Origin of the sequence: Nonomuraea cavernae, from assembly GCF_014646355.1 — a bacterium.
Classification (GTDB): domain Bacteria; phylum Actinomycetota; class Actinomycetes; order Streptosporangiales; family Streptosporangiaceae; genus Nonomuraea; species Nonomuraea cavernae.
Window position 1 is genome coordinate 88112 of the sequence record NZ_BMNH01000025.1, and the last position, 23183, is coordinate 111294.

28 protein-coding genes are annotated in these 23183 nt (G+C 73.3%); 22 read left to right on the forward strand and 6 right to left on the reverse strand.

Annotated elements, in window-relative coordinates:
• The first annotated feature begins 8 nt into the window (after positions 1-8).
• The 12 genes from IEY82_RS30020 to hypE all read left to right on the forward strand — a co-directional run bounded on the left by IEY82_RS30020 (position 9) and on the right by hypE (position 8842).
• Positions 9-1802, forward strand: a complete 1794-nt coding sequence (locus IEY82_RS30020) for a nickel-dependent hydrogenase large subunit (protein ID WP_225263675.1) — start codon at positions 9-11, stop codon at positions 1800-1802.
• Positions 1803-1808: 6 nt separating this feature from the next.
• The gene (locus tag IEY82_RS30025; RefSeq protein WP_189127618.1) at positions 1809-2342 is read left to right on the forward strand and encodes a NifU family protein; all 534 of its coding nucleotides are present in this window, start codon (positions 1809-1811) and stop codon (positions 2340-2342) included.
• Positions 2339-3028, forward strand: coding sequence for a DUF5947 family protein (locus tag IEY82_RS30030; RefSeq protein WP_225263677.1), 690 nt, complete (start codon positions 2339-2341; stop codon positions 3026-3028). Before IEY82_RS30025 ends, IEY82_RS30030 begins: the two co-directional genes overlap by 4 nt.
• A gap of 20 nt (positions 3029-3048) precedes the next feature.
• A complete protein-coding gene (locus IEY82_RS30035) occupies positions 3049-3276 on the forward strand; it encodes a hypothetical protein (protein ID WP_189127619.1) in 228 nt (75 codons plus the stop codon).
• 16 nt (positions 3277-3292) lie between these two features.
• Positions 3293-3937: a DUF6084 family protein gene (locus tag IEY82_RS30040; protein WP_189127620.1), complete on the forward strand. Its 645-nt coding sequence runs from the start codon at positions 3293-3295 to the stop codon at positions 3935-3937.
• 3 nt (positions 3938-3940) lie between these two features.
• Positions 3941-4942 carry a hypothetical protein gene (locus IEY82_RS30045; RefSeq protein WP_189127621.1) on the forward strand — a complete coding sequence of 334 codons (1002 nt, stop codon included), beginning with the start codon at positions 3941-3943 and terminating at the stop codon, positions 4940-4942.
• Positions 4939-5778, forward strand: coding sequence for a hydrogenase maturation protease (locus IEY82_RS30050; protein WP_225263679.1), 840 nt, complete (start codon positions 4939-4941; stop codon positions 5776-5778). Before IEY82_RS30045 ends, IEY82_RS30050 begins: the two co-directional genes overlap by 4 nt.
• 1 nt (position 5779) lies before the next feature.
• The gene (locus IEY82_RS40430; RefSeq protein WP_372459746.1) at positions 5780-5887 is read left to right on the forward strand and encodes a DUF6893 family small protein; all 108 of its coding nucleotides are present in this window, start codon (positions 5780-5782) and stop codon (positions 5885-5887) included.
• 6 nt (positions 5888-5893) lie between these two features.
• Positions 5894-6259, forward strand: coding sequence for a hydrogenase maturation nickel metallochaperone HypA/HybF (locus IEY82_RS30055; RefSeq protein ID WP_189127622.1), 366 nt, complete (start codon positions 5894-5896; stop codon positions 6257-6259).
• Entirely contained in the window at positions 6237-6509 is a 273-nt protein-coding gene (locus tag IEY82_RS30060; protein ID WP_189127623.1) for a HypC/HybG/HupF family hydrogenase formation chaperone, read from the forward strand. Before IEY82_RS30055 ends, IEY82_RS30060 begins: the two co-directional genes overlap by 23 nt.
• Before the next feature lie 69 nt (positions 6510-6578).
• Positions 6579-7706: a hydrogenase formation protein HypD gene (hypD, locus tag IEY82_RS30065; RefSeq protein ID WP_189127624.1), complete on the forward strand. Its 1128-nt coding sequence runs from the start codon at positions 6579-6581 to the stop codon at positions 7704-7706.
• Positions 7703-8842 (forward strand): hydrogenase expression/formation protein HypE, encoded by a 1140-nt coding sequence (hypE, locus tag IEY82_RS30070; protein ID WP_225263681.1) that lies wholly within the window; start codon positions 7703-7705, stop codon positions 8840-8842. Before hypD ends, hypE begins: the two co-directional genes overlap by 4 nt.
• A 13-nt stretch (positions 8843-8855) precedes the next feature.
• Here the strand turns inward: hypE and hypF are convergent, their stop codons facing one another.
• The 3 genes from hypF to IEY82_RS30085 are packed head-to-tail and all read right to left on the reverse strand — an operon-like array spanning position 8856 to position 12816.
• The gene (hypF, locus tag IEY82_RS30075) at positions 8856-11279 is read right to left on the reverse strand and encodes a carbamoyltransferase HypF (protein ID WP_225263683.1); all 2424 of its coding nucleotides are present in this window, start codon (positions 11277-11279) and stop codon (positions 8856-8858) included.
• Positions 11243-11872: a D-sedoheptulose-7-phosphate isomerase gene (locus tag IEY82_RS30080; protein ID WP_189127625.1), complete on the reverse strand. Its 630-nt coding sequence runs from the start codon at positions 11870-11872 to the stop codon at positions 11243-11245. The genes hypF and IEY82_RS30080 overlap by 37 nt, the downstream gene beginning before the upstream one ends.
• On the reverse strand, positions 11869-12816 hold the full coding sequence (locus IEY82_RS30085) for a HypC/HybG/HupF family hydrogenase formation chaperone (RefSeq protein WP_189127626.1): 948 nt from the start codon (positions 12814-12816) through the stop codon (positions 11869-11871). The genes IEY82_RS30080 and IEY82_RS30085 overlap by 4 nt, the downstream gene beginning before the upstream one ends.
• Before the next feature lie 179 nt (positions 12817-12995).
• Here IEY82_RS30085 and IEY82_RS30090 point away from each other — a divergent pair, with 179 nt between their 5' ends.
• From IEY82_RS30090 to IEY82_RS30105, 4 genes are all read left to right on the forward strand, one after another.
• Positions 12996-14105 carry a glucose 1-dehydrogenase gene (locus tag IEY82_RS30090; protein ID WP_225263685.1) on the forward strand — a complete coding sequence of 370 codons (1110 nt, stop codon included), beginning with the start codon at positions 12996-12998 and terminating at the stop codon, positions 14103-14105.
• A 15-nt stretch (positions 14106-14120) separates the two neighbouring features.
• Positions 14121-15428 carry an FUSC family protein gene (locus IEY82_RS30095; RefSeq protein ID WP_189127627.1) on the forward strand — a complete coding sequence of 436 codons (1308 nt, stop codon included), beginning with the start codon at positions 14121-14123 and terminating at the stop codon, positions 15426-15428.
• Between the two features lie 83 nt (positions 15429-15511).
• Positions 15512-17089 (forward strand): AMP-binding protein, encoded by a 1578-nt coding sequence (locus IEY82_RS30100; RefSeq protein ID WP_189127651.1) that lies wholly within the window; start codon positions 15512-15514, stop codon positions 17087-17089.
• Positions 17090-17137: 48 nt separating this feature from the next.
• On the forward strand, positions 17138-17380 hold the full coding sequence (locus tag IEY82_RS30105; RefSeq protein ID WP_189127628.1) for a signal peptidase II: 243 nt from the start codon (positions 17138-17140) through the stop codon (positions 17378-17380).
• Between the two features lie 13 nt (positions 17381-17393).
• On the opposite strand, the gene IEY82_RS30110 is transcribed toward IEY82_RS30105, so the two are convergent.
• Positions 17394-17711, reverse strand: a complete 318-nt coding sequence (locus IEY82_RS30110; RefSeq protein WP_225263686.1) for a cupin domain-containing protein — start codon at positions 17709-17711, stop codon at positions 17394-17396.
• Positions 17712-17782: 71 nt separating this feature from the next.
• Here IEY82_RS30110 and IEY82_RS30115 point away from each other — a divergent pair, with 71 nt between their 5' ends.
• The 4 genes from IEY82_RS30115 (at position 17783) to IEY82_RS39510 (ending at position 19862) form a co-directional block, all read left to right on the forward strand.
• Positions 17783-18730 carry a helix-turn-helix domain-containing protein gene (locus IEY82_RS30115; RefSeq protein WP_189127630.1) on the forward strand — a complete coding sequence of 316 codons (948 nt, stop codon included), beginning with the start codon at positions 17783-17785 and terminating at the stop codon, positions 18728-18730.
• A gap of 167 nt (positions 18731-18897) precedes the next feature.
• Entirely contained in the window at positions 18898-19305 is a 408-nt protein-coding gene (locus IEY82_RS30120) for a VOC family protein (RefSeq protein ID WP_189127631.1), read from the forward strand.
• On the forward strand, positions 19302-19541 hold the full coding sequence (locus IEY82_RS39505; protein ID WP_225263687.1) for a YdeI/OmpD-associated family protein: 240 nt from the start codon (positions 19302-19304) through the stop codon (positions 19539-19541). The genes IEY82_RS30120 and IEY82_RS39505 overlap by 4 nt, the downstream gene beginning before the upstream one ends.
• Complete coding sequence (locus IEY82_RS39510) at positions 19542-19862, forward strand: YdeI/OmpD-associated family protein (RefSeq protein ID WP_225263689.1); 321 nt, start codon at positions 19542-19544, stop codon at positions 19860-19862.
• A 44-nt stretch (positions 19863-19906) separates the two neighbouring features.
• Here IEY82_RS39510 and IEY82_RS30130 read toward each other — a convergent pair whose 3' ends face one another.
• Positions 19907-20113: a hypothetical protein gene (locus IEY82_RS30130; RefSeq protein ID WP_189127632.1), complete on the reverse strand. Its 207-nt coding sequence runs from the start codon at positions 20111-20113 to the stop codon at positions 19907-19909.
• Between the two features lie 169 nt (positions 20114-20282).
• Complete coding sequence (locus tag IEY82_RS30135; protein WP_189127633.1) at positions 20283-20693, reverse strand: TOBE domain-containing protein; 411 nt, start codon at positions 20691-20693, stop codon at positions 20283-20285.
• A 196-nt stretch (positions 20694-20889) separates the two neighbouring features.
• Here IEY82_RS30135 and ccmA point away from each other — a divergent pair, with 196 nt between their 5' ends.
• Together ccmA and IEY82_RS30145 are read left to right on the forward strand one after the other, a co-directional pair.
• Complete coding sequence (ccmA, locus tag IEY82_RS30140) at positions 20890-21516, forward strand: heme ABC exporter ATP-binding protein CcmA (RefSeq protein ID WP_189127634.1); 627 nt, start codon at positions 20890-20892, stop codon at positions 21514-21516.
• A gap of 41 nt (positions 21517-21557) precedes the next feature.
• Positions 21558-23027 carry a DUF6297 family protein gene (locus tag IEY82_RS30145; protein ID WP_189127635.1) on the forward strand — a complete coding sequence of 490 codons (1470 nt, stop codon included), beginning with the start codon at positions 21558-21560 and terminating at the stop codon, positions 23025-23027.
• Positions 23028-23183: the final 156 nt, after the last annotated feature.

The window sequence follows — 23183 nt, forward strand, 5'->3', positions numbered from 1 at the left end:
ACGTCGACGTGACCGCGCGTATGGAACAGGCGCAGGAGACCCGCCAGCTGGTGGAGATGTCGTGGGATCCGATCACCAGGATCATCGGCAACCTGGGCATCTACACCAAGATCGACTTCAACAACAAGGAGGTGGTGGAGTGCAAGAGCACGTCGTCGCTGTTCCGCGGCTACAGCGTGTTCATGAAGGGCAAGGACCCGCGTGACGCGCACTTCATCACCAGCCGCATCTGCGGCATCTGCGGCGACAACCACGCGTCCTGCTCGGTCTACGCGCAGAACATGGCCTACGGGGTCAAGCCTCCGCCGCTCGCCGAGTGGATCCTCAACCTCGGCGAGGCCGCCGAGTACATGTTCGACCACACCCTCTTCCAGGACAACCTGGTCTTCGTCGACTACTGCGAGCAGATGGTCAAGGAGACCAACCCCAGCCTGCTGCGCCGGGCCGAGACCACCGAGGCGCCCCGTGGCGGCGTGCACGGCTGCCGGACGATCGCCGACGTCATGCGCGCGTTCAACCCGTTCACCGGCTCGATGTACCGCGAGGCGCTGCAGGTCAGCCGGGTCACCAGGGAGATGTGCTGCCTGATGGAAGGGCGGCACGTGCACCCCTCGACGCTCTACCCCGGCGGCGTCGGCACGGTGGCCACCCCGCAGCTGTTCACCGACTACCTGTCCCGCCTGCTCAGGGTCCTCGACTTCATCAAGAAGGTCGTCCCGATGAACGACGACCTCTTCGACTTCTTCTACGAGGCGCTGCCCGGCTACGAGGAGGTCGGCCGGCGGCGCGTCATGCTGGGCTGCTGGGGCGCCTTCCAGGACCCCGAGGTGGTCGACTACGACTACCGGCACATGGCCGACTGGGGCCGGCGGATGTTCGTGACGCCCGGCATCGTGCTCGACGGGCAGCTGCGCACCACCAGCCTGGTCGACATCAACCTCGGCATCAGGATCCTGCTGGGCAGCTCCTACTACGACGACTGGCAGAGCGAGGAGACCTTCGTCAGCCACGACCCGCTGGGCAACCCGATCGACCAGCGCCACCCGTGGAACCAGACGACGCTCCCCAAGCCGCAGAAACGCGACCTGGACAACGGCAACTACAGCTGGGTCATGAGCCCCCGCTGGTTCGACCCGAACACCGGTGACCATCTCGCGCTCGACACCGGCGGCGGGGCGCTCGCCCGGCTCTGGTCGACGGCCCTGGCCGGGCTGGTCGACACGGGCACCGTCCGGGCCACCGGGCACAGCGTGGAGATCAACCTGCCCAAGAGCGCCGCCTTCCCGGAGATGCGGCTGGAGTGGACCATCCCGAAGTGGGCCAACACGCTGGAGCGCAACCGCGCCCGCATCTACTTCGTCGCCTACGCGGCCGGGATGGCGTTCCACTTCATCGACCAGGCGATGGCCGAGATCAGGGCCGGGCGCACCAAGGTCTTCACCGACTTCGAGGTGCCGGAGGAGGCGATCGGCTGCGGCTTCCACGAGGCGGTCCGGGGCGTCCTGTCGCACCACATGGTGATCCGCGACGGGAAGATCGCCAACTACCACCCGTACCCGCCGACCCCGTGGAACGCCAGCCCGAGGGACAGCTACGGCACCCCGGGGCCGTACGAGGACGCGGTCCAGGGCCTGCCGATCTTCGAGGAGAACGGGCCGGAGAACTTCAAGGGCATCGACATCATGCGGACCGTCCGCAGCTTCGACCCGTGCCTGCCCTGCGGGGTCCACATGTACCTCGGCGACGGGAAGGTGCTCCAACAGGTGCACTCCCCGACGCTCGGCACGAGCATCTCCGGTTAGGCCGCCATGGACGACCAGGAGCTGGCCGGCCGGTTGAGCCGGGTCGACGCCCTGCTGGACGAGGTGACCGACGCGCGCGGGGTCGAGTTCGTCGAGGCGCTGCTCGACGTGTACGGCGAGGCGCTGTCACGGGTGATGACGGTGGCCTCGGCGGCCGGGGAGGGCCTGGCCGAGCGGCTGGCCGCCGACGGGCTGGTCTCGCACCTGCTGCTGCTGCACGGCCTGCACCCGCTGGACGCGCGCACCCGCATCGAGCAGGCGCTCCGGGTGGCGCGCAAGCGGCTCGGCGGCGGCAGCGCGGACGTCGTGTCCGTCGAGCCGGACGTGGTCCGGCTGCGGCTGCGGCCCGCGCGCGGCGGCTGCCGGTCGTCGGCGGCGACGCTGACCGCCGCCCTGGAACAAGCGGTACGCGCCGCCGCGCCGGAGATCGAGGCGGTCGAGATCGAGGTCGAGGACCCGCCGGCGCCGCCCGTCGTGGTCCCCGTCGAGTCGCTGCGCCGCATCACCGGGCGGGACCGTCCCGGGACACCGGCGTCGTGACGCGGCAGATCGAGGGTGGCGCCCTGCGCCGGCTCATCACCCGGCGCGCGGCGGCGTCGGCCGCGCAGCCCGGGCAGGAGGAGCCCGAGCAGGAGCAGGTCCTGGAGCGGTGCGAGCTGTGCGCCGGCCCGGTCCCGCCCGACCACCGCCACGTGCTCGACCTCTCGGCCCGCCAACTGCGCTGCGCCTGCCGGGCCTGCGCGGTGCTCTTCGACAGCCCGGCCGCCGGCGGCCAGAGCCATCGCCTGGTGTCGGACCGCCGGTGGCTGCTGGACGGCTTCGAGCTGGACGACGCGACCTGGGCCGGCCTGCGCATCCCCGTGCGGATGGCGTTCGTGCTGCGGGACTCGGTGGCGGGCCGGACCGCGCTGTTCTACCCCAGCCCCGCCGGGGCCGTCGAATCGCCGCTGGACGAGCACACCTGGCGGGAGCTGACCGAGGCCAACCCCGTGCTCGGCCGGCTCGTCCCCGATGTCGAGGCCCTGCTCGTGAACCGCACCGGCGGGGCCGGAGAGCACTGGATCGTGCCCGTCGACGAGTGCTACACGCTCGTCGGGCTGCTGCGCACCCACTGGAGAGGGCTCGCCGGAGGGGCCGAGGTCTGGGCCGAGATCACGCACTTCTTCACCGAACTACGCCGCCGGTCCACGACCGTGGCCGCGGCAGACGACCGGCTTCGCCGCTGAGTCAAGGGGGGACCAGGGAAATGGCCAGCAGGAAGAAGGACCAGCACATCAGGACCGGGCACTCCCACGTACGCCCGGACACCCCGTCGCACGTCAGGGGAGTCCACGAGGGCAACGCGGTCGGCAACTACGACAGGCAGCCCGGCCATCTGCCCGACGGGCGCTCGACCGCCGCGCGCTCCACCGGCATCGCCCCCCACGACCGCGAACCCATCGATCCCGACATGCCCAACCTCTCACCCGCCTGACCGGGGGACACACACGATGACATCCGGGCCGCCGGACCTGCGGATAACGGTCGACGAGGCACGGGTGGCGGAGTTCGCCGCCCTGCCGACCCTGGAGTTCGGCCTCACGATCGACGGCGCGGACGGGGTCGAGGTGCGCTCCGTCGTGCTCGACACCCAGATCCGCATCGCCGCCACCCGCCGTACCTATGGGGGAGCCGACCAGGCGCGGCTCGCCGAGCTGTTCGGCGCGCCCGAGCAGTGGGGCAGGAGCCTGACGAGCCTGCTGTGGACGCGGACCGTCACGCACCTGCCCGCGTTCACCGGCGGCACCACCGCCGCCATCCCGGTGCCCTGCACCTACGACTTCGAGGTCGCGGCGGCCAAGTACTTCCACGGCCTCGAGGACGGCGAGATCCCGCTGGAGTTCCTCTTCAGCGGCACCGTCTTCTACCTGGCGGACGGCCTGCTGCAGGCCGCGCGCATCGCCTGGGACACCGAGGCGGAGTTCCGCATGCCGGTGCGGGTCTGGAAGGACCTGATGGACCACTACTTTCCGGCGAGCGCCTGGCTGCGGCTGGGACGCGACGCCTTCGACCGCCTGTACGCCTACCGGAGCAGCCACACCCTGGCCGGCTGGGACGACGTGGTCGAGTCGCTGCTGAGGACGGGCGGGAGCTGAACGATGGACCAGGCCGGACAGATCGCGCGAGCCGTGCTGTACGAGGGCTACCTGCTGTGGCCGTACCGCGGGTCCGCGCTGAAGAACCAGCAGCGCTGGACGATCGGCGGCATCCACCCCGAGCCGTACGGCAGGGCGCACGACGGCAACCCGTGGCAGGCGCGGACCGAGTGCCTCGTCGAGGCGGATCCGGCCGACACGGTCGAGGTCCGCGTGCGCTTCCTGCACGCGGTCACCCGTGAGGTGGCCCGCGCGCGGGGCGCGGAGCTCGACCTGGTGCCGGAGCTGACCGCCGCCGGCCGCCGCCACCTGCCCCGGGAGGAGGCGGTCGAGCGGGAGGTCGCGCGGGCCGGGCTCGACCTCGGCGGCCTGGCCGAGCGGCCGGCCCGGATCGAGATCGACGTCAAGGCGGGGCAGGAGGCCGAATGGCTGGCCGACGGCGCGGGCGGCCGGGCCGGCGCCGTGCTGCGGAGCTGGCAGGCGCTGCGCGGCCACGTCGAGGCGCGGGCCGAGCCGCTGCGGCCGGGACTCTTCCGGCTCACCGTACGCGTCGTCAACACCACCCCCTGGGCGGGCGACATCCGCGCGGAGGCGATGCGGCACACCCTGATCTCGGCCCACACGGTGCTGCGCACCGAGGGCGGCCGGTTCGTCTCGCTCATGGACCCGCCCGCCGAGCTGCGCCCGCTCGCGGAGGAGTGCCGCAACCTCGGCGTCTGGCCGGTGCTGCTCGGCGAGGAGGGCGACCGCCGCACGATGCTGGCCGCGCCGATCATCCTGTACGACCACCCGCGCATCTCGCCGGAGAGCCCCGGCGACCTGTTCGACGCCACGGAGATCGACCAGCTCCTCACGCTGAGCGTGCTGGCCCTGACCGAGGAGGAGCAACGGGAGATCCGCGACGGCGACCCGCGCGGGCGGGAGATCCTCGACCGGTGCGCCTCGCTCACCCCCGAGGAGCTCATGCGGCTGCACGGCATCGTACGGGCGGAGCCGGCCGGATGAGCGAGACGGACTTCTGGACCCGGATGGAGCGGCGCGGCCCCGACGAGGTGCTCGTGGGCGGGGTGCCGGTGCGCGCGGGCAGCCGGGTGCGGCTGCGGCCGTCGGCGGCCCGGGCCGACATCTTCGACCTCGTCCTCGCCGGCCGCGAGGCCGTGGTCGAGTCGATCGAGCAGGACGACGCGGGCGCCTTCCACGTCGCCGTCGTCCTCGACGACGACCCGGGGCGCGACCTGGGTGAGGCCCGGATGCCGGGCCACCGGTTCTTCTACGCGCCCGACGAGGTCGAGCCGCTCGGGCCGCCGCCTGACACGCCGGGTGCCGCGCGGGTGCTCGTCGCCGGGATCGGCAACATCTTCCTCGGCGACGACGGGTTCGGCGTCGAGGTGGCGCGCCGCCTGGCGCGGGAGGAGCGGGCCGCCGGCGTGGACGTGGTCGACTTCGGCATCCGGGGCATGGACCTGGTCTACGCGCTGCAACGCGACTACGACACGGCGATCCTGGTCGACGCCGCGATGCGCGGCGAGCCGCCGGGCACGCTCACCGTGCTCGAACCCGACCTGCCCGGCGGGGGCGTGGTCGCCCTGGAGGGACACGGCCTGGATCCGGTGAAGGTGCTCCGGCTGGCCCGCGAGCTCGGCCGGGTGCCGGAGCGCGTGCTCGTGGTGTGCTGCGAGCCCGCCACCGTGCTGACGGGATCGCCGGACGAGGACGTGCTCGCCGAACTGAGCGAGCCGGTGCTGGCGGCCGTCGACCAAGCGGTGCGCCTGGTGATGGACATGATTGCGGAAAGTGCCGGGCCTGGCTCCCGGCCTCGGAACAGGAATGAGGTGACATGACATGAGTAAGACGCGTGTAGCCGCGTTGATCGGGGCCTGCGGGGTCATAACGGTCATCGCCCTGCAATGGCCGGATATCAAGCGGTATCTGATGATGAAATGGATGTAGCGCCGCATGCATGAGCACGGGATGTGCGAAGGACTGGTCGACCTGATCCGGCGAGAGGCCGGTGACCGGGGGATCACCGGCGCGCGGGTGCGCGTCGGCACCCGCCACGCGGTCGTGGGGGAGGCGTTCGAGCAGGCCTTCGCGCACGCAGCCGAGGGCACACCGGCCGAGAACGCCGTGCTCGACCTGGTCGTCACGCCGCTGACCGTCATCTGCCGCGACTGCGGCGGCCGGACGGAGTCACTGGACGTGCTCGCCGTCTGCCCGGTCTGCGGCGGCGACGACGTCGACCTCACGGGCGGCGACGAGTTGGTCCTCGAATCCGTCAGCTACCGGGAGGAGCGGGGGCATGTGCCTGGGCATCCCGGGTGAGCTCGTCGGGACCGACGAGGAGCACGCCGACCTCGCCCTGGTGGACGTCAGCGGCGTGCGCCGCCGCATCAACGTCGGCCTGCTCGCCGACGAGGACCTGAAGGCCGGCGACTGGGTGCTCGTGCACGTCGGGTTCGCGCTGTCCAAGATCTCGGAGTCGGAGGCGCAGGCCGTCCTCGACTACCTGGAGGGGCTCGGCCAGGCCTACGACGACGAACTCGACGCGCTCAGGCAGTCGGACATCCGATGAGCGGCATCACGATGAGCGGCATCACGATGAGCGGCATCACGATGAGCGGCATCACGATGAGGGGGACGCGTGCGGTTCGTCGATGAGTACCGCGACGCCGGGAAGGCCCGGGTCCTGGCGGCGGAGATCGCGGGCCGCTGCGAGCCGGGGCGGCGCTACACGTTCATGGAGGTGTGCGGAGGGCACACCCACACGATCTACAAGCACGGCCTGGAGGACCACCTCCCGGAGAACGTGGTGCTGGTCCACGGCCCCGGCTGCCCCGTGTGCGTGATCCCGATGGGCAGGGTGGACGACGCGATCCACATCGCCGCGCAGCCGGACGTGATCATGACGTCGTTCGGCGACATGACGCGGGTGCCGGGCGGCCAGGGTTCGTTCCTCGACGCCAAGGCGGCCGGCGCCGACATCCGGATGGTCTACTCGCCGCTCGACGCGCTCCGGATCGCCCAGGCGAACCCCGACCGGCGCGTGGTGTTCATGGCCATCGGGTTCGAGACCACGGCGCCGTCCACGGCGATGACCATCCTGCGGGCGGCGGCGGACGGCATCCGCAACTTCTCCGTCTTCTGCAACCACGTCATGATAATTCCGGCCATCAAGGCCATCCTCGACTCACCCGACCTCCGGCTCGACGGCTTCATCGGCCCCGGCCACGTGTCGGCCGTCATCGGCTGCGAACCGTACGAGTTCATCGCCCGCGACTACGGCAAGCCGCTCGTCGTCGCCGGGTTCGAGCCGCTGGACATCCTCCAGTCGGTGCACATGCTCCTCGGCCTGCTGGCCTCGGGACGGGCCGAGGTGGCCAACCAGTACGCCCGGGTGGTGCCGTGGCAGGGCAACCGCACCGCGATGGAGGCCATCCGCAGGGTGATGCGGCTCCGGCCGCACTTCGAGTGGCGCGGCCTCGGCTTCATCTCCCAGTCCGCGCTCATGCTGGCCGACGAGTACGCCGCCTTCGACGCCGAGCGGATCTTCGAACTGCCCGGCGTACGCGTCGCCGATCCCAAGGCATGCCAGTGCGGCGAGGTCCTCAAGGGCGTGCTCAGACCCTGGGAGTGCAAGGTGTTCGGCACGGCCTGCACCCCGGAGACGCCGATCGGCACCTGCATGGTCTCCTCGGAGGGCGCCTGCGCCGCGTACTACAACTTCGGCCGCTTCAGCCGCGACCGCGTGAGAGAGGCGACCCGCGCGTGACCACCGAACGGACGGCGTCCGAGACTCCTGACCTCGGGCACGCCGTGCCCGGCACGCCCCACCCCGACCGCGAGCGGCAGGTCCTCGACCGCATCGCCCGCGCCAGGCGGCGCAAGGCGGTCGTCAGGGAGGAGCGGATCACGCTCGCCCACGGCGCGGGCGGCCGGGCGACCCACACGCTGATCGAGGCCGTCTTCCTCAAGGAGTTCGGCAACGCGCTGCTCGCCCCCCTGGAGGACGGGGCGACCCTGCGGCTCGACGGCGCGCGGGCGGCCTTCACCACCGACTCCTTCGTGGTCTCCCCGCTGTTCTTCCCCGGCGGCGACATCGGCGACCTGGCCGTCAACGGCACCGTCAACGACCTCGCCATGTGCGGGGCCCGCCCCGAGTACCTGGCCGCCGGATTCATCCTGGAAGAGGGCTTTCCGGTCGCCGACCTGCGCCGGATCGCCGCCTCCATGGCCGCCGCGGCCCGCGCCGCCGGCGTGTCGATCGTCACCGGCGACACCAAGGTGGTCGAACGCGGCAAGGCCGACGGCTGCTACGTCACCACCACCGGCGTCGGCGTCATCGAACGGCCCGTCAGCCTGTCCGCCTCCGGCGCCCGGCCCGGCGACGCGGTCATCGTCTCCGGGCCCATCGGCGAGCACGGCGCCGCCATCATGCTGGCCCGCGGCGACTACGGCATCGAGGCCACGCTCCGGTCCGACACCGCGCCCCTGCACGAACTCGTCTCCGGCCTGCTGGACGGCGTGCCCGGGCAGGTCCGGACGCTGCGCGACGCCACCCGGGGCGGGATCGCCACCATCCTCAACGAGGTCGCCACCGCCTCCGACGTGGCCGTGGTCGTCGACGAGGACGCCATCCCGGTGCGGGCCGAGGTGACGGGCGTGTGCGAGTTGCTCGGCATCGACCCGCTCTACGTCGCCTGCGAGGGGCGCTTCGTCGCCGTCGTCGACGGCGCGCACGCCGGCCGCGCGCTCGACGCGCTGCGCGCCCATCCGCTCGGCGCCGGCGCCGCCGTCATCGGCGCCGTCAAGGACGACCCGCCCGGCCTCGTCCTGCTCCGCACCGCCTTCGGCGGCACCCGCATCGTCGACGTCCTCGTCGGCGACCCCCTCCCACGCATCTGCTGAGGGTGGTCGCCGGTCAGGTTCGGGCGGCGGCCACCGCCGCCTGGCCGAGGCTGACGCCGCCGTCGTTGCAGGGCACCGTGCGGTGGGTCAGCACCCGGAGACCGTGGCCGCGCAGGCCGTCGGTCACGCCGCCGAGCAGGACCAGGTTGCCGAACACGCCGCCCGACAGGGCGACCGTGTCGAGTCCGGTGGACCCGGCGACCAGCAGGACCGCGCGCACCACCGCCTCGGCCAGGCCGTGGTGGAACCTGGCCGCGATCACCCCGGAGGGCACGCCGCGCCGAAGGTCATGGACGACGGCCCGGACCAGGTCGGTGCTCCTGATCACCACGACCGCAGGATCATCGCGCATCCCCACGGTTGAGGTCGCGTCCCCCGGACGTCCGCCGACCAGCGGTGAGGTCACGGCGGCGGGAGGTCCGCCGATCACGGGCGAGGTCGTGGCAACGGGACGTCCGCCGACCAGCGGTGAGGTCACGGTCACGGGATAGCCGTCCCGGACGGCGGGGTCCACGAGGTGTTCCAGGGCCATCGCGGCCTGCCCTTCGTACGTCACGGCGTCGCGCAGGCCGAGCAGCGCCGCCACCGCGTCGAACAGCCGGCCGGCGCTGGAGGTGACGGGCACGCCGCGACCGCCGAGAGCGGCGAGCGCGGCCACCGCCGGCCAGCGGGCCGCGTTGCGGCGGGCCACGTCCAGCCCGTCGGCCGGCTCGGCCGCCGCGTGCAGGAAGGCGGCCGCCATCCGCCACGGCTGCCGGATGGCCGTGACACCGCCCGGCATCGGCACCGGCTCCAGGTGCCCCGCCCTGCGGAAGCCGGTGAGGGACGCCACCAGCAGCTCGCCGCCCCAGACGGTGCCGTCGGAGCCGTGGCCCGTGCCGTCGAACGCGACGCCGATGACCGGCCCCGCCTCGCCGTTGTCGGCCAGGCAGGAGGCGATGTGGGCATGGTGGTGCTGGACCTCGACGAGCTCCACCCCGTCGAGGCCGAGCGCGTACGTCGTGGACGGGTAGTCAGGGTGCGCGTCGTGGGCGACGACCTCCGGCTCGACGCCGAGCAGCCGCCGGAGGCGCTCGATCCCGGTCGTGTACGCGCGCAGCGTCTCGTGGCTCTCCAGATCGCCGAGATGCTGCGACACGAACGCGTGCCGGCCCCTGACCAGGCAGAACGTGCTCTTGAGCGCGGCTCCGCAGGCCAGCACCGGGCGCGCGGCGGCGAGGGGCAGCGTGAGCGGTTCGGGGGCGTGCCCGCGGGCCCGGCGGATCGGCAGCGCCGCTCCCCGGAAGGCCCGCACCACTGAGTCGTCGGCGGGCGTGTGGATCGGCCGGTCGTGGCACAGGAAGGCGTCGGCGATCGCGCCCAGCCGCCGCCGCGCGTCCTCGTCGTCGTGCGCGATCGGCTCGTCGGACAGGTTGCCGCTGGTCAGCACGTACGGCCGGGCGGACTCCCGGGCGAGCAGGTGGTGCAGCGGCGTGTAGGGCAGCAGCACGCCCAGGTCGGGGCCGTCGGGCACGACCGAGGGCGCGACCGGCGCGCCCGCCCGGCGGGGCAGCAGCACGATGGGCCGGCGCGGACCGGTCAGCAGCGCCGCCGAGGCGTCGTCCACCTCGCACAGCTCGCGCGCGGCGGCCAGATCCGCAGCCATCACCGCGAACGCCTTGTCCGCGCGGCGCTTGCGGGCCCGCAGCGTCGCGACGGCCGTCTCGTCGGCGGCGTCGGCGGCCAGGTGGTAGCCGCCGAGCCCCTTGACCGCCACGACCGCGCCGCCCGCGAGCCAGGCCGTCGCCACCGCGACGGGATCACCGGGCAGCCGAGCCCCGTCCGCTGTGCGCAGCGTGAGGGCTGGGCCGCAGGCGGGACAGCACACCGGCTGGGCGTGGAAGCGCCGGTCGCCGGGGTCCCGGTACTCCGCCGCGCACTCCGGGCACAGGGGGAAGCCCGCCATGGTGGTCGAGCCCCTGTCGTACGGCATCCCGGTGATGATCGTGAACCGCGGCCCGCAGTTCGTGCAGTTGACGAACGGATACCGGTAGCGGCGATCGGCCGGGTCGAACAGCTCGGCCAGGCAGTCGTCGCAGGTCGCCACGTCCGCGGGGACCAGCGTCCGCCGGGTCCCGCCGGCCACGCTGGGCGCGATCTCGAAGCCCCGGGCTCCGGTCGGCGCGACCTCGCTCACGCTGACGCGTTCCACCACGGCCAGCGCGGGAGCCCGCTCGCGCACCGCCTCGACCAGCGCGGTCACCGCGGCCGGCGGGCCCTCCGCCTCGATGAACACCCCGGTGGCGTCGTTGCCGACCAGGCCCGCCAGGCCGTACCGGGAGGCCAGCGCGTGCACGAACGGCCGGAAGCCGACGCCCTGCACGATGCCCTCGACCCGGATGCGCGAGCGGACCCGGCCGGTCACGCCCCGGCCGGTGAGCGCTGGACCAGCTCCCACAGCACGTGGCAGGCGGTGGTCTGGGCCTCCTGGACGCGGTGCACCGACGAGGAGGGGATGACGAACAGGTGGTCGGCGAGGCCCTCCTCGGCCATCCGCCCGCCACCCGACCCGGCGAAGCCGACGGTCACCAGGTCGCGGCGGCGCGCCTCCTCCAGGCCGCGCAGCACGTTCGCCGACCCGCCGCTGGTCGACAGCCCCAGCGCGACGTCGCCGGGACGGCCGAGGGCGGCCAGCTGGCGGGCGAAGATCACGTCGAAGTCGACGTCGTTGCCGAGCGCGGTCAGCAGCGCGGCGTCGCCGGTCAGCGACATCGCCGGCAGGCTCCGGCCGCCGGCGCCGGGCGTCAGGAACAGCTGGGCCACGGACTGCGCGTCGGTGCTGCTGCCGCCGTTGCCGAAGGTGTAGAGCCTGCCCCCGGCCCGGAAGGCCGCGGCGAGCACGTCCGCGCACGCCGCGAGCGCCGGGCCGAGCCCTTCGAGCACCCGCAGCCGCAGCGCCAGGCTCTCGCCGGCCTTCTCCACGCTGGAGCGGGTCACGTCCTCGACGGTGACCTGGCCGGCGCCGAGGAACGGGTAGAGCGTCCCGGTCACGCGCCGTCACCTCCGAGCACCGCGATGGCCTCCTTGGCGTGCACCAGCACCACGTCGCCGACCCGCGCCTCGACCAGCGCGACGCTGATCTCCTCGGTGCCGGAGCCGGTGTCGACCACGGCCAGCCCGCCGTCACGCACCTCGGTGACCCGCACCGGGACCGCCGTGTCGGCGCACGTGACGCAGCCGCCGTCGTCATGGCAGGCGGCCGGCGTCAGGGAGAACACCGGATCCTCGTAGAACACGTGCACCAGCTCCCAGAGGACGTGGTAGATCGTGACGTGGATCTCCCGCGCGACCCGTGGGTCGCCGGTCCGCGCGGGCAGCACGTGATCGATCTCCAGGCCGCCCACGCCGTCGTCGTCCGAGCCGCCCGGCGCCGTCTCCTCGGCGCCGCCGGACGGGACACCTGCGGTGAGGGGGCCGGCGGTGAGGATGCTCGCGGTGGGGGTGCCGGCGGTGAGAGGGTTCGCGCCGGGGATGCTCGCGGCGGGAGTGCTCGCGGTGAGGGCGACCGTCAGCATGCCCAGGTCGCGGGCGGCGGCGAGCGCGGCGCGCACGCTGCCGCACCTGTCGCCGGTGAGGAAGCCGACCGCGATGTCCTCGGGACGCCCCAGCAGGCGCAGCTGGGTGGCGAAGACGGAGTCGTAACCGCTCGCGGCGGCGATGCCGCTCACCGCCGCGGCGTCGTTGGCCAGCGAGATCGCGGGCAGCGCGCGCTTGCCCACGATCACCGGATGGGTGAACTCCACGGCCAGATGCCCGGCGTCGGCCGCCGCGGCCCCGTCGCCGAAGGTGAGCAGCCGGCCCTTGCGGTGGAAGCGCTCGGCCATGTCGAGAGCGCACGTGACGATCCGTCCGGCGTCCGCCGCGAGCGCCCTGCCGGGGCCCGCGCGACGCGCGGCGGCCTCGTCGAGCGGGGCGGTCCCTGCCTGTTGTCCCATCGCCATCCCTGTCCGTCGGCGGCCCTTCCTCGCTCACAGGGTCCACCGGAGACGGGGTCCTGCCCGCGACTTTCCCGGCCGTGTCCCGCCAAGGTTGCTCCAAGGGTCAGCAGATGGAGAAAAGCGAAGACTTCGTAAGGAACTATCACAATACGTATCGGGGGTGTCGCGGTGGGTAGATGCGCTCGGGAGACCGGCCCCGCGCCACGGCGGGCAGCCCGAGACAGGAGGACGGCGAGTTGAAGGCGATCACGGTGATTCCGGGCCGGCCCGACCAGGTGCGGGTCAGCGACCTCGACGAGCCGACGCCGGGCCCTGACGACCTGCTGGTGGAGGGCAGGCTCCTCGGCATCTGCGGCACCGACACCGACATCGTCGAGGGCCACGACTACGGCTGGCCGCCACCGGGCCGGGAGCGGCTGGTGATCGGCCACGAGTCGCTCGGGACCGTGATCCAGGCGCCGCCGGGCACCCCGTTCGCCCCCGGCGACCTGGTCGCCGGCATGGTGCGGCGTCCCGATCCCGTCCCGTGCGAACCGTGCGGGCACGGCGAGCCGGACTTCTGCCGCAACGGCCTCTACACCGAGCGCGGCATCAAGGAACTCGACGGCTACGGCTCGCAGCGCTGGGTGGTCGACACGCAGTACGCGATCAAGCTGGACCCTGGGCTCGGCGACTGCGGAGTGCTGCTGGAGCCCGCGTCCGTGCTGGCCAAGGCCTGGGAGCAGAGTGAGCGCATCTTCAGCCGCGCCACGTGGCGGCCCAAGGTCGCCCTGGTGACCGGCGCCGGGCCGATCGGCCTGCTGGCCGCGTTGATGGGCGTCCAGCGCGGCCTGGAGGTGCACGTCCTCGACCTCCACGACCGGGGCCCCAGGCGGCGGCTGGTCACCGACCTGGGCGCCGCCTTCCACGTGGGGGAGCTCGGCGACCTCGACGTCGTCCCCGACGTGGTCATGGAGTGCACCGGCCACGGGCCGCTCGTCTTCGGGCTGGCCGAGCGGGTCGCGCCCGACGCGGTGATCTGCCTGCTCGGCATCATGCCCGCGGCGCACCCGGCCGAGGCCCGGCTCGACGAGATCAACAAGCAGATGGTGCTGAAGAACACGGTGGTGTTCGGCTCGGTCAACGCCTCCCGCCGCAACTTCGAGCAGGCCGCCGACGCCCTGAGCAAGGCCGACCGCGGCTGGCTGACGCGGATGATCACCAGACGGATCCCGATGCGCGACTTCGCCGACGGGCTGCACAAGCATCCCGACGACGTCAAGGTCGTCGTCGACCTCCAGGTCTGACCGCCGCGCCCCCGGATGCGAGTCCCGCGCGTCCCTTCCGCCGCCGAGCTGTGGGAGCGGCTCCTGAAGGCCCTGGCCAAGGCCCGGCGCCGTCTGGTGGCGCACGCGTGGTCGTTGCTGCAGCAGACCGCCGCCGCCACGCTCGCGTGGGTGATCGCGAACCGCCTCGGTGACCACCAGGATCCGTTCTTCGCGCCGATCGCCGCCGTGGTCGCGCTCAACACCGCGCCGGGGGAGCGCGGGCTGCAGTCCGTGCGCCTGCTCACCGGAGTGGTGCTCGGCATCGTGGCCGGCGAGCTGATGCTGGCGCGTCTGGGGAGCGGCTACGTGAGCCTGGCCCTGTCCATCTTCCTCGCGACGGCCGCGGCCCGTGCCCTCGGCGGGAGCCGGCTGGTGGTCGGCCAGGCCGCCGCCGGCGCGATTTTGACCATCGCCTCGGCCGAGGCGATGATGGGGTCGAGCCGCCTCATCGACGCGCTGATCGGCGCCGGGGTCGCGCTCGTCTTCAGCCAGCTGCTGTTCGCTCCCGAGCCTGTCGCGCTGCTGCGGCGGGCGGAGGCCGAGGCGCTGGAGAAGATGGCCGACGGTCTCGAACTCACCTCCAGCGCGATGAGCGGCGACGGGGCCGAGGCCGGCGACCGGGCGATGAACCAGCTGCGCGACCTGATTGACCGGCTCGCCGAGGTGGGCAAGGCGCGGCACGTCAGCTCGATGGTGACGCAATACACCGTGACCTGGCGGGTCCGGGCCGCGCCGTTGGTGCAGGAGCGGGAGAACGCCGGCTACCTCGACATGCTCGGCGGGAGCTGCTTCATGCTCGCGCGCACGGCGCTGGCCGCCGACCAGGACGAGCGTCTCGCGCTGGCGCCGAGCATCGCCAGCCTCGCCGGCATCCTGCGTGACCTGTCCGCGGGCCTCGGCAGCCGCGCCGAACGGCAGCACGCCGCCGACCGGGCCCTGGACGCCATCACCGCGCTCGACGCGGAACGCCTCGAAGCCGAGGCCAGCGGCCGGGACGCGGTCGCGGCCCTGGACATGGTCGCCATCGACGTCCTGGTGTTCGCGGGGGTGGAACCGGCCGAGGCGTCGGCGGCCGTGTACGAGGGCGCCAGGAGGTTCAAGGTCGCCAAGCCGCCGCAGCCGCCCCGGGTGCCCGTCCTCACCACCTTGCTGCGTCGCTGGCGCAGGAGCCGGCAGCGCCGGGCCGGTCGCCGCGACGAGCGCCGGATCGAGCGCCAGGACCAGCACGAAGACCAGCACGACCAGCACGACCAGCACGGAGACCAGCGCGGAGACCAGGACGGCCACCGGGAGGGGCGTTGAGAACGGGCGTCGCGCCTCATAGGGCCCATGGCGCTGGGTAGCACCCTGAAGGTCCGTCCCCTGGAGGAAAGGTCCCGTCCGTGATGACCAGCAGACTGGTGGAACTGTGCGGCTTCGGCGCCGAGGCGGTGGAGACGTTCTGGCGCAACGGGTTGCTGCGTCCCGAGCCGCCCGACAGGCTGGCCAGGATGATCGCCGCCTACCGGCGCTACGACGTCACCCCGGCCGCCGGAGTGGCCATCGCCGCCGCTCGCTGGCCGGACCGCCCGGCCATCCTCGACGACGAAGGGCGGTTGACGTTCGCCGAGCTCGACCGCAGGGCCGCGGCGCTCGCCTCGGCGCTGCACGATCGGTTCGGCGTGCGGCCCGGTCACACGGTCGCGGTCATGTGGCCCAACCACCGGGGCTTCGTCGAGGCGATGGCGGCCGTCTCCCGCCTGGGCGCGGACCTGCTGCCGCTCAACACCGGCCTGGCCGGGCCCGCGCTGCGCGACGTGCTGGAGCGCGAGGGCGTCCACACGTTGATCGCGGCGCCCGGCCTGCCGCCCACCGGCTTCGACGGCCATCAGACCGGCGACCTGGACGAGCTGATCGCCTCCGCCGGGGCGGACGAGCCGCCGGCGCCGCGCCGGCCGGGCCGCCTGGTGCTGCTCACCTCCGGGACGACCGGCACGCCCAAGGGCGCGCCGCGACGGTTGTCCCTGACCGCGCTGGCCGAGCCGTTCACCTCGATGCTCGCCACGGTGCCGCTCCGCTCCGGCGAGCCGATGCTGGTGGCGCCGCCGCTGTTCCACGGTCTCGGGCTGCTCTGGTACGGCGTGGCGTTGGTGCTGGGCTGTCCCGTCGTGCTCATGCGGCGGTTCGAGCCCGAGGCCGTGCTGGACGCGCTGGAGCGGCACCGGGCCGGCGCGATGGTGGCCGTGCCGGTCATGCTGGGGCGCCTGCTGGCCTGCGAACCGCGCCCGCTGCCGCACCTGCGCGCGGTGATCTCCGGCGGGTCCGCGCTGCGGCCCGACCTCGCCGAGGCGTTCACGCGCGCGTACGGCGACGTCCTCTACAGCCTGTACGGCTCCACCGAGGCCGGCTGGGCGACCATCGCCACCCCCGCCGATCTGCGTGAGGCTCCGGGCACGGTGGGACGTCCCTCACGCGGGACCACGGTGCGCGTCGCCGGCCCCGGCGGCGAGGAACTCGCGGCGGGCACGGTCGGCAGGGTGTTCGTGGGCGGCGGGGTCACCTTCGGCGGCTACACGGGCGGCGAGGGCGGCGAGGCCGAACCGTCCTTCGACGGGCTGCTGAGCACCGGCGACCTCGGGCACCGCGACGAGCACGGCCGGCTGTTCATCGACGGCCGCGAGGACGACATGATCGTCTCCGGGGGAGAGAACGTCTTCCCACAGGAGGTCGAGGACCTGCTCGCCCGGCATCCACAGGTCGCCGACGTGGCCGTGCTCGGGGTGCCCGACGACGAGTACGGCCAGCGCCTGGCGGCCTACGTGGTGTCGTCGCCGGACGCGACGCCCTCGGTGGACGAGCTCAAGCGGGCCGTCCGCGGCGAGCTGGCCGGCTACAAGGTGCCGAGGGATGTCGTGTTCGTGCCGGCCGTGCCGCGCAACCCGACGGGCAAGGTGGACCGCGCCCGGCTGGAGGAGAGCCGGTAGCCCGGCCGATCTCCGGTAGCCGGTGACAGGCGCGCCTCGATCTGAGAGATGAATCGGCCTCCCGCCCTAAGAATCTACAATGTAAACGCCACCACCTACCTGCTCGACCGCCTCTTCCGCCCGCCCGGCTTCGCCCAGGGCCATGTCGTCGACTTCATCGACTACGGCGGCCTGTTCGTCGGCAACGTCGCCGACATCGCCCTCACCGGAGGCTGCGCCCTGCTCATGCTGCTCAGCTTCCGTGGCATCCCCCTGGGGGACGTGGCCGACAAGGAACCCTCGTCCTCCTAGGGTGCGAAACGGCTCAGCGCGCGGGGATGCTGATGCCGAGCATGCGCGCTCCCGTCTCGGTGCGCGGCCGGTGCGTGCTGCCCGGAGCGAACACCACGTAGCTGCCGGGCCCGAGCCGGTGCCCCCTGTCGACGAACTCTCCCGAGACGACGTAGTAGCGCTCCTCCCCGTCGTGCACGTCCACCTCCGGCCATTCGGTGCCCGGCGCGAAGTCGTACATCCAGCCGCGGGACCACTCGGTGGCGGGGAGCCGGCGCCGGACGATTCCGGGGACGATCTCGACGGCCTCGACGTCGTCGACGTTCAGGATCTGCATGTCGTCGTGTTCCATGACTCCCATCGTGGCCGGGGGAGACCCTCGGGCACAGTGACCGGATTGACATCCTCAGGTACTTTCCTGCCATGAGAGCTCACCGGGTCGTCGCGCTCGCGCTGCCGCCGCAGTCCACGTTCGAGCTGGCGTGCGCCGCCGAGGTCTTCGGGGTGCGCCGTCCCGGGCTGCCGGCCCCCTACGACTTCCAGGTCTGCGCCGAACACCCCGGCGCGGTGCCCACCCTGGCCGGCTACGACATGGCGGTGACCTCGGGGCTGGCGGCGCTGGCCCACGCCGGCACCGTCGTGATCCCGGGCTGGCAGCGGCCCCTCGAGCCCGCGCCGCCGGCCGTCCTCGACGCGCTGCTCCGGGCCCACGGGCGCGGCGCCCGCCTGGTCGCGATCTGCTCCGGCGCCTTCCTGCTGGCCCAGACGGGGCTGCTCGACCACCGCCGGGCGACCACGCACTGGCGGATGGCCGCCGAGCTGAAAAACCGCTTCCCGCTCGTCGACGTCGACGCCGACAGCCTCTACGCCGATCTGGGCGACGTGGCCACCAGCGCCGGCACCGCCGCCGGCATCGACCTGTGCCTGCACCTGGTCCGCACCGACCACGGAGCCGCCTACGCCGCTCAGGTCGCCCGGCACATGGTGATGCCGCCGCACCGGGAGGGCGGCCAGTCGCAGTACGCCGCCGTGCCCCCGGCCGCCCGGCCGGCCGACTCGCTGGGGCCCCTGCTCGACTGGGCCGCCGAACGGCTGCCCGAGCCCCTCACCGTCGACCGGCTCGCCGCCCGCGCGGGGGTCTCCGCGCGCACGCTGGCCCGCAGGTTCGCCGACCAGCTCGGCGTCAGCCCGGGACGGTGGCTGCTCGCGCGGCGCGTCGCGGCGGCCCAGGCCCTGCTGGAGGAGACCGATCTGCCGGTCGAGACGATCGCCGCCCGCGTCGGCCTGTCCTCCGCGGTCAACCTACGGCGCAGGTTCCACCGCGCCCTGGGCACCACCCCCGTCGCGTACCGGCGCACGTTCGGCCGCTGAGCGCCCGTGAGGCGGGGGCTGCTCGCCATCGTCGCCCGGCCGCCGTGGGGCAGCAGTGAGACGAGGCCCGGCCCACCCGGTCCGGAATTCGGCCGGATTCCCGCGTATCGCGGAAGCGAACGTTCCGCAATGGCTCCTAATGTTCGGGGTGAGGAAGGGAGCGACACATGTTGCGAGGACCGGCCACCATCAACTTCTGGGCCGACGACCTGGAGGCGGCCAGGAAGTGGTACACCGACCTGCTGGGCGTCGAGCCGTACTTCGAGCGCCCCGGCAACGGCCTGCCGGCCGGCTACTACGAGTTCCGGATCGGCGACCACCAGGCCGAGCTCGGCCTCATCGACCGGAGCTACGCCCCGCCGGAGCTGCCCAGGGAACCCGGGGGCGTGGTCATGCACTGGCACGTCGACGACGTCCAGGCCGCACTGGACCGGTTGTCGTCCATGGGGGCGACGCCGTACCTGCCGCTCACCGAGCGCGGCGCGGGGTTCGTCACCGCCGCCGTGATCGACCCGTTCGGCAACGTGCTGGGCATCATGTACAACCCGCACTACCTGGAGATGCTGGGCCGATGAAACTCTTCGCGGACGCCGCCCAGTGGGAGGCGTGGCTGGCCGAGCATCACGAGACCGAGGACGCGATCTGGCTGAAGATCGCCAAGAAGGGGTCGGCGCTCTCCACGGTCACGGTCGGGCAGGCGCTGGAGGTGGCGCTGTGCTACGGCTGGATCGACGGCCAGCGCAAATCCCATGATCAGCACTGCTTCCTGCAGCGCTACTCCCGTCGCCGCAAGGGCAGCCTCTGGTCGTAGGTGAACGTCGGGCACGTCGAGGCGCTGACCGCCGCCGGGCGCATGCGGCCGCCCGGCCTGGCGGAGGTCGCCGCCGCCCAGGCCGACGGCCGCTGGGCGGCCGCCTACCCCTCCCAGCGTACGGCCACTGTCCCGCCCGATCTGGCCGAGGAGCTGGCGGGCCGCCCGGAGGCCGCCGCGCGTTTCGAGGCGCTTGGCAGGTCGGGCCGCTACCAGACGATCCTGCCGCTGCTGACGGCCAGGACCCCCGCCGTACGCTCGGCCCGCCTGCGGAAGGCGATCGCCGGCCTGCTGGCCCCACCCAATGAATCTACAACGTAAAGGCGCGCACCCGCCGAAGCTCGATTCAGCTGCCCTGACGATGGTCAGCGGCCCGCCATGGTGACCGAACCGCCGTCGCGGGCGGTCTGCCCGAACACCTCGTCCCTGACTCGGGCGAGTGCCAGGTCCATCGCGCCGACCAGCACCGGGTTGCCCCGGACGGCGGACAGCACCACCCACAGCCGCCCGACGTCGAGTGCCCGTAGCTCACGCTCGACGAGGTCGCGCAACCGCTCGCCCCCGGCCGACACCAGGCCCCCGCCGGCACGACGAGCCGCCGAATAGCGCCGAAATCCCGGTCATGTACTGGCGAAAGTTACAGTCAAGCCCCCGAAACCAACTCGTGACGTCATGCCGCCACCGCGATCAGCGGCTCTCGGGGTAGGAAACCTGACTAACTAAGAGTCCTCAGACGGCTGCTCAGTGGCCGCTGGGCACGCGTGAGTGGTCGGGGATCTCCACGACGACGTTGGTGGACTTGATCACGGCGTCCGCCACCACTCCCGGCTCCAGGCGCAGCTCGTCGGCCGCCTGACGGCTCATCAGCGACACCACCCGGAAGGGGCCGGCGGCGATCTCCACCTGCGCCATCACCTCGTCCCTGATCACCTCGGTGACGATCCCGCGGAACCGGTTGCGCGCCGACGAGCGGCCGCTGTCGGCCGCGTCGATCTGGGATCGGGCGAAGGCGGCCAGGTCGGCGCCGCCGACCCGCCGGTGGCCGTGCTCGTCTCGCTCGGCCGGCAGGCGGCCCGCGTCGACCCAGCGGCGGACGGTGTCGGCGCTGACTCCGAGCAGTGTGGCGGCTTCGCTGATCCGGAACGTCGTCACACGCCTCACCCTATCCTCACGGCCGTTTGACCTCCGTCGGCCGTCGTGGACGTGGTTGGGGCCTTCCTCGGCCCGCATTCGAACGGCCGCTGCCGGCCCACGCCGGACCAACCGTCGTCACGCTCCCCCTAGGTCGAGTTCCACGCCCCGCACCGCGAGCTCCGCGAGTGACGAGCGGGGCGCATAGGCTCGGGCCATGTCAGAGATGATCATCGCTGCGTACGGCGTCGAAGTGGAGCTGGGGGACACCCCCGTGCTGCGCGATGTCGGCCTCGTGGCCGCGGCGGGCGAGGTCGTCGCCGTGGTGGGGGAGAACGGCGTGGGCAAGTCGACGCTGCTGCGCTGCCTGGCCGGTCTGCGCCCGCCGCTTCGCGGCCGGATCGAGGTCCTCGGCGGGCCTCCGGTCGACGCCGCCGGATTCTGGGAGCGGGTCGCGCTGGTCGCCGACGAGCCGGCCTGGTATCCGGGGCTGAGCGTCAAGGAGCATCTGGAGCTGATGCGCGCCGTCCACCGGGACGCCCGTCTGACGGTGGGGGAGGCGCTGGACACGTTCGAGCTGCGAGGACGTGCCGACCTGTCCCCGCTGACCCTCTCCACCGGGCAGCGGCAACGGCTGTCACTGGCGATGGCGCTGCTCCGGCCGAGCCGGCTGTTGCTGCTGGACGAGCCGGAGCGCGGGCTGGACACGGCGTTCCGGGCACGCCTCGCCGCGATCCTGAGGGGCTATGCCGGCGATGGGGGCACGGTGGTCATGGCGACGCATGACCTGCGGCTCGCGACGGCCACCGGGGCTCGCCTGATCACGCTGGAAGCCGCGTCGTGAATCCCGCGCGCGCCTATCTGCGTTCCCGCCGGGGACGGCCGATGAGCTGGTCGGATCGGTACGCCATGGTGTTCGGGGCGGCCCTCGCCGTGGCGCTGCTGGGCCGGCCCCTCGTCGCGACCGTGCGCGGGCTGGCGACCGGGGTCGATCCCGCGCGGCTGGGCGCGGCGCTCGCGCTGGTCATGGTCGCCTACGCGGGTTGTCTCGCCCTGGCCCGTCTCCTGGGCCCCGTCGTGCTGCCCGCCGCCGACGCCGCCTGGCTGGTGCTGTCTCCGCTGCCGCGCCGCTCGGTGCTGGGCAGAGCGGTGGCGGCCCTGCTGGTGATCGCGGTCGCGGGCGGCACGGTGCTCGGCCTGGCCGCGCTGTCGGCGTTCGGCGCACCGGACGACCTCGTCCTCCGCCTGGTCGCGGCACTCGTGCTGGGCGTCGGCGCGAGCGCGGGAGGCATGGCGGCGGCGGTGCTCGCCCAGGCTTCCGGAGCGTGGGACTCCTGGCTGAAGGTGGCGATCACCGGCATCGTGCTGATGGCCGTGCTGGTGGCCGTCCTGGGCGGTGGCGTTGCCCGGCAGGCCCTCACCGCCGTCGCCGGCGCGCCCGCCGGCCTGGCCGTTTCGGCGGCCGGCCTGGTGGCCGCCGGGGCGGCCGTGCTGCTGCGGCGGGCGTGGGCGGCGCTCGACCGCATCCCCGCTCGGCGGATCCTGAGCTCTTCGGTCAGGAGCGGGCGGGTGATCTCGGCCGCGGTCATCCTGGATCCCGGCGCGCTGACCTGGGCCGCGGAGGACGACCACTGGCGCGGACGGGTGCCGGGCTCCCGTCGCTGGCCCCGGTTCGCCGTCCTGGGCGGATGGGGAAGGGCGGTGGCGCCGGCCTGGCAGGAGTGGCGGCGGGCCAGGAGACGTCCGGGACGGCTGGCGGCGCTGGCCGGCTCCGCCGCGCTGCCCGCTCTGGCGGCGCAGGCCGCGGGAGGCCTGTCCGCGCTGTCGATCGGCCTCCTGCTGGGCGGGGCGCTGACAGCCGCCGTGGTGTTCGTCACCGGCGCGCGCCGGGACGGCGACAATCCCGCTCTGGCCCGGTTGCTGGCCGTGGACGGGCGAGCCCTGATGGCCGCGCGTGCGCTGCTGCCCGCCCTTACGGCAGGGGTGTGGTCCAGCCTCGCGCTGGCCGGCCTGGCGGTGGCCGGTGTCCTTCCCGGCGGTCCGTGGTGGCCGCTGGGACCGGCCCTGGCTCCCGCGCTGGCCGCGGCGGCCCTGCGGATGGCTGGCCGACCGCCCGTCGACCATGCGCAGCCGGTCATCGAGACGCCGGCCGGCGCCCTGCCGACCGGGCCGGTGATCTGGGCGCTGACCGGCGTCGATCTCGCGCTGCTCGGCTGCCTCCCCACCCTGGCGGCGTTGACCGACCCGGCGGCTTCGCCGGCCACCTCCGTGGTCGTCCAGGCCGTCGTGGGAGGTGGCGTGCTCGCCGCCTTCCTGCTGCGCGGGGGCCGCCGGCCGGCCGCCTCCGGTGAGTAGAGCGCGAGGTCAGGCCGACCGGGAGCCTCCGGGCCGAGGGGTGGCGGCGGCTAGAAGTCCATGTCGCCGCCGCCGGGCATGGCGGGAGCGGCAGGGTTCTTCTCGGGCTTCTCGGCGATGACGGCCTCGGTGGTGAGGAAGAGCGCCGCGATGGAG

What these genes read in the sequence shown, in the direction of transcription:
- IEY82_RS30040 (WP_189127620.1), top strand. Translation starts at nt 3,293, where the DNA reads ATGACATCCGGGCCGCCGGACCTGCGGATAACGGTCGACGAGGCACGG.
- IEY82_RS30095 (WP_189127627.1), top strand. Translation starts at nt 14,121, where the DNA reads ATGCGAGTCCCGCGCGTCCCTTCCGCCGCCGAGCTGTGGGAGCGGCTC.
- IEY82_RS30090 (WP_225263685.1), top strand. Translation starts at nt 12,996, where the DNA reads ATGCGCTCGGGAGACCGGCCCCGCGCCACGGCGGGCAGCCCGAGACAG.
- IEY82_RS30145 (WP_189127635.1), top strand. Translation starts at nt 21,558, where the DNA reads ATGAGCTGGTCGGATCGGTACGCCATGGTGTTCGGGGCGGCCCTCGCC.
- IEY82_RS39505 (WP_225263687.1), top strand. Translation starts at nt 19,302, where the DNA reads ATGAAACTCTTCGCGGACGCCGCCCAGTGGGAGGCGTGGCTGGCCGAG.
- IEY82_RS30025 (WP_189127618.1), top strand. Translation starts at nt 1,809, where the DNA reads ATGGACGACCAGGAGCTGGCCGGCCGGTTGAGCCGGGTCGACGCCCTG.
- IEY82_RS30055 (WP_189127622.1), top strand. Translation starts at nt 5,894, where the DNA reads ATGCATGAGCACGGGATGTGCGAAGGACTGGTCGACCTGATCCGGCGA.
- ccmA (WP_189127634.1), top strand. Translation starts at nt 20,890, where the DNA reads ATGTCAGAGATGATCATCGCTGCGTACGGCGTCGAAGTGGAGCTGGGG.
- IEY82_RS30115 (WP_189127630.1), top strand. Translation starts at nt 17,783, where the DNA reads ATGAGAGCTCACCGGGTCGTCGCGCTCGCGCTGCCGCCGCAGTCCACG.
- IEY82_RS30050 (WP_225263679.1), top strand. Translation starts at nt 4,939, where the DNA reads ATGAGCGAGACGGACTTCTGGACCCGGATGGAGCGGCGCGGCCCCGAC.
- IEY82_RS30110 (WP_225263686.1), bottom strand. Translation starts at nt 17,711, where the DNA reads ATGGAACACGACGACATGCAGATCCTGAACGTCGACGACGTCGAGGCC.
- IEY82_RS30035 (WP_189127619.1), top strand. Translation starts at nt 3,049, where the DNA reads ATGGCCAGCAGGAAGAAGGACCAGCACATCAGGACCGGGCACTCCCAC.
- IEY82_RS30060 (WP_189127623.1), top strand. Translation starts at nt 6,237, where the DNA reads ATGTGCCTGGGCATCCCGGGTGAGCTCGTCGGGACCGACGAGGAGCAC.
- IEY82_RS30105 (WP_189127628.1), top strand. Translation starts at nt 17,138, where the DNA reads ATGAATCGGCCTCCCGCCCTAAGAATCTACAATGTAAACGCCACCACC.
- IEY82_RS30045 (WP_189127621.1), top strand. Translation starts at nt 3,941, where the DNA reads ATGGACCAGGCCGGACAGATCGCGCGAGCCGTGCTGTACGAGGGCTAC.
- IEY82_RS30100 (WP_189127651.1), top strand. Translation starts at nt 15,512, where the DNA reads ATGACCAGCAGACTGGTGGAACTGTGCGGCTTCGGCGCCGAGGCGGTG.
- IEY82_RS30085 (WP_189127626.1), bottom strand. Translation starts at nt 12,816, where the DNA reads ATGGGACAACAGGCAGGGACCGCCCCGCTCGACGAGGCCGCCGCGCGT.
- IEY82_RS40430 (WP_372459746.1), top strand. Translation starts at nt 5,780, where the DNA reads ATGAGTAAGACGCGTGTAGCCGCGTTGATCGGGGCCTGCGGGGTCATA.
- IEY82_RS30120 (WP_189127631.1), top strand. Translation starts at nt 18,898, where the DNA reads ATGTTGCGAGGACCGGCCACCATCAACTTCTGGGCCGACGACCTGGAG.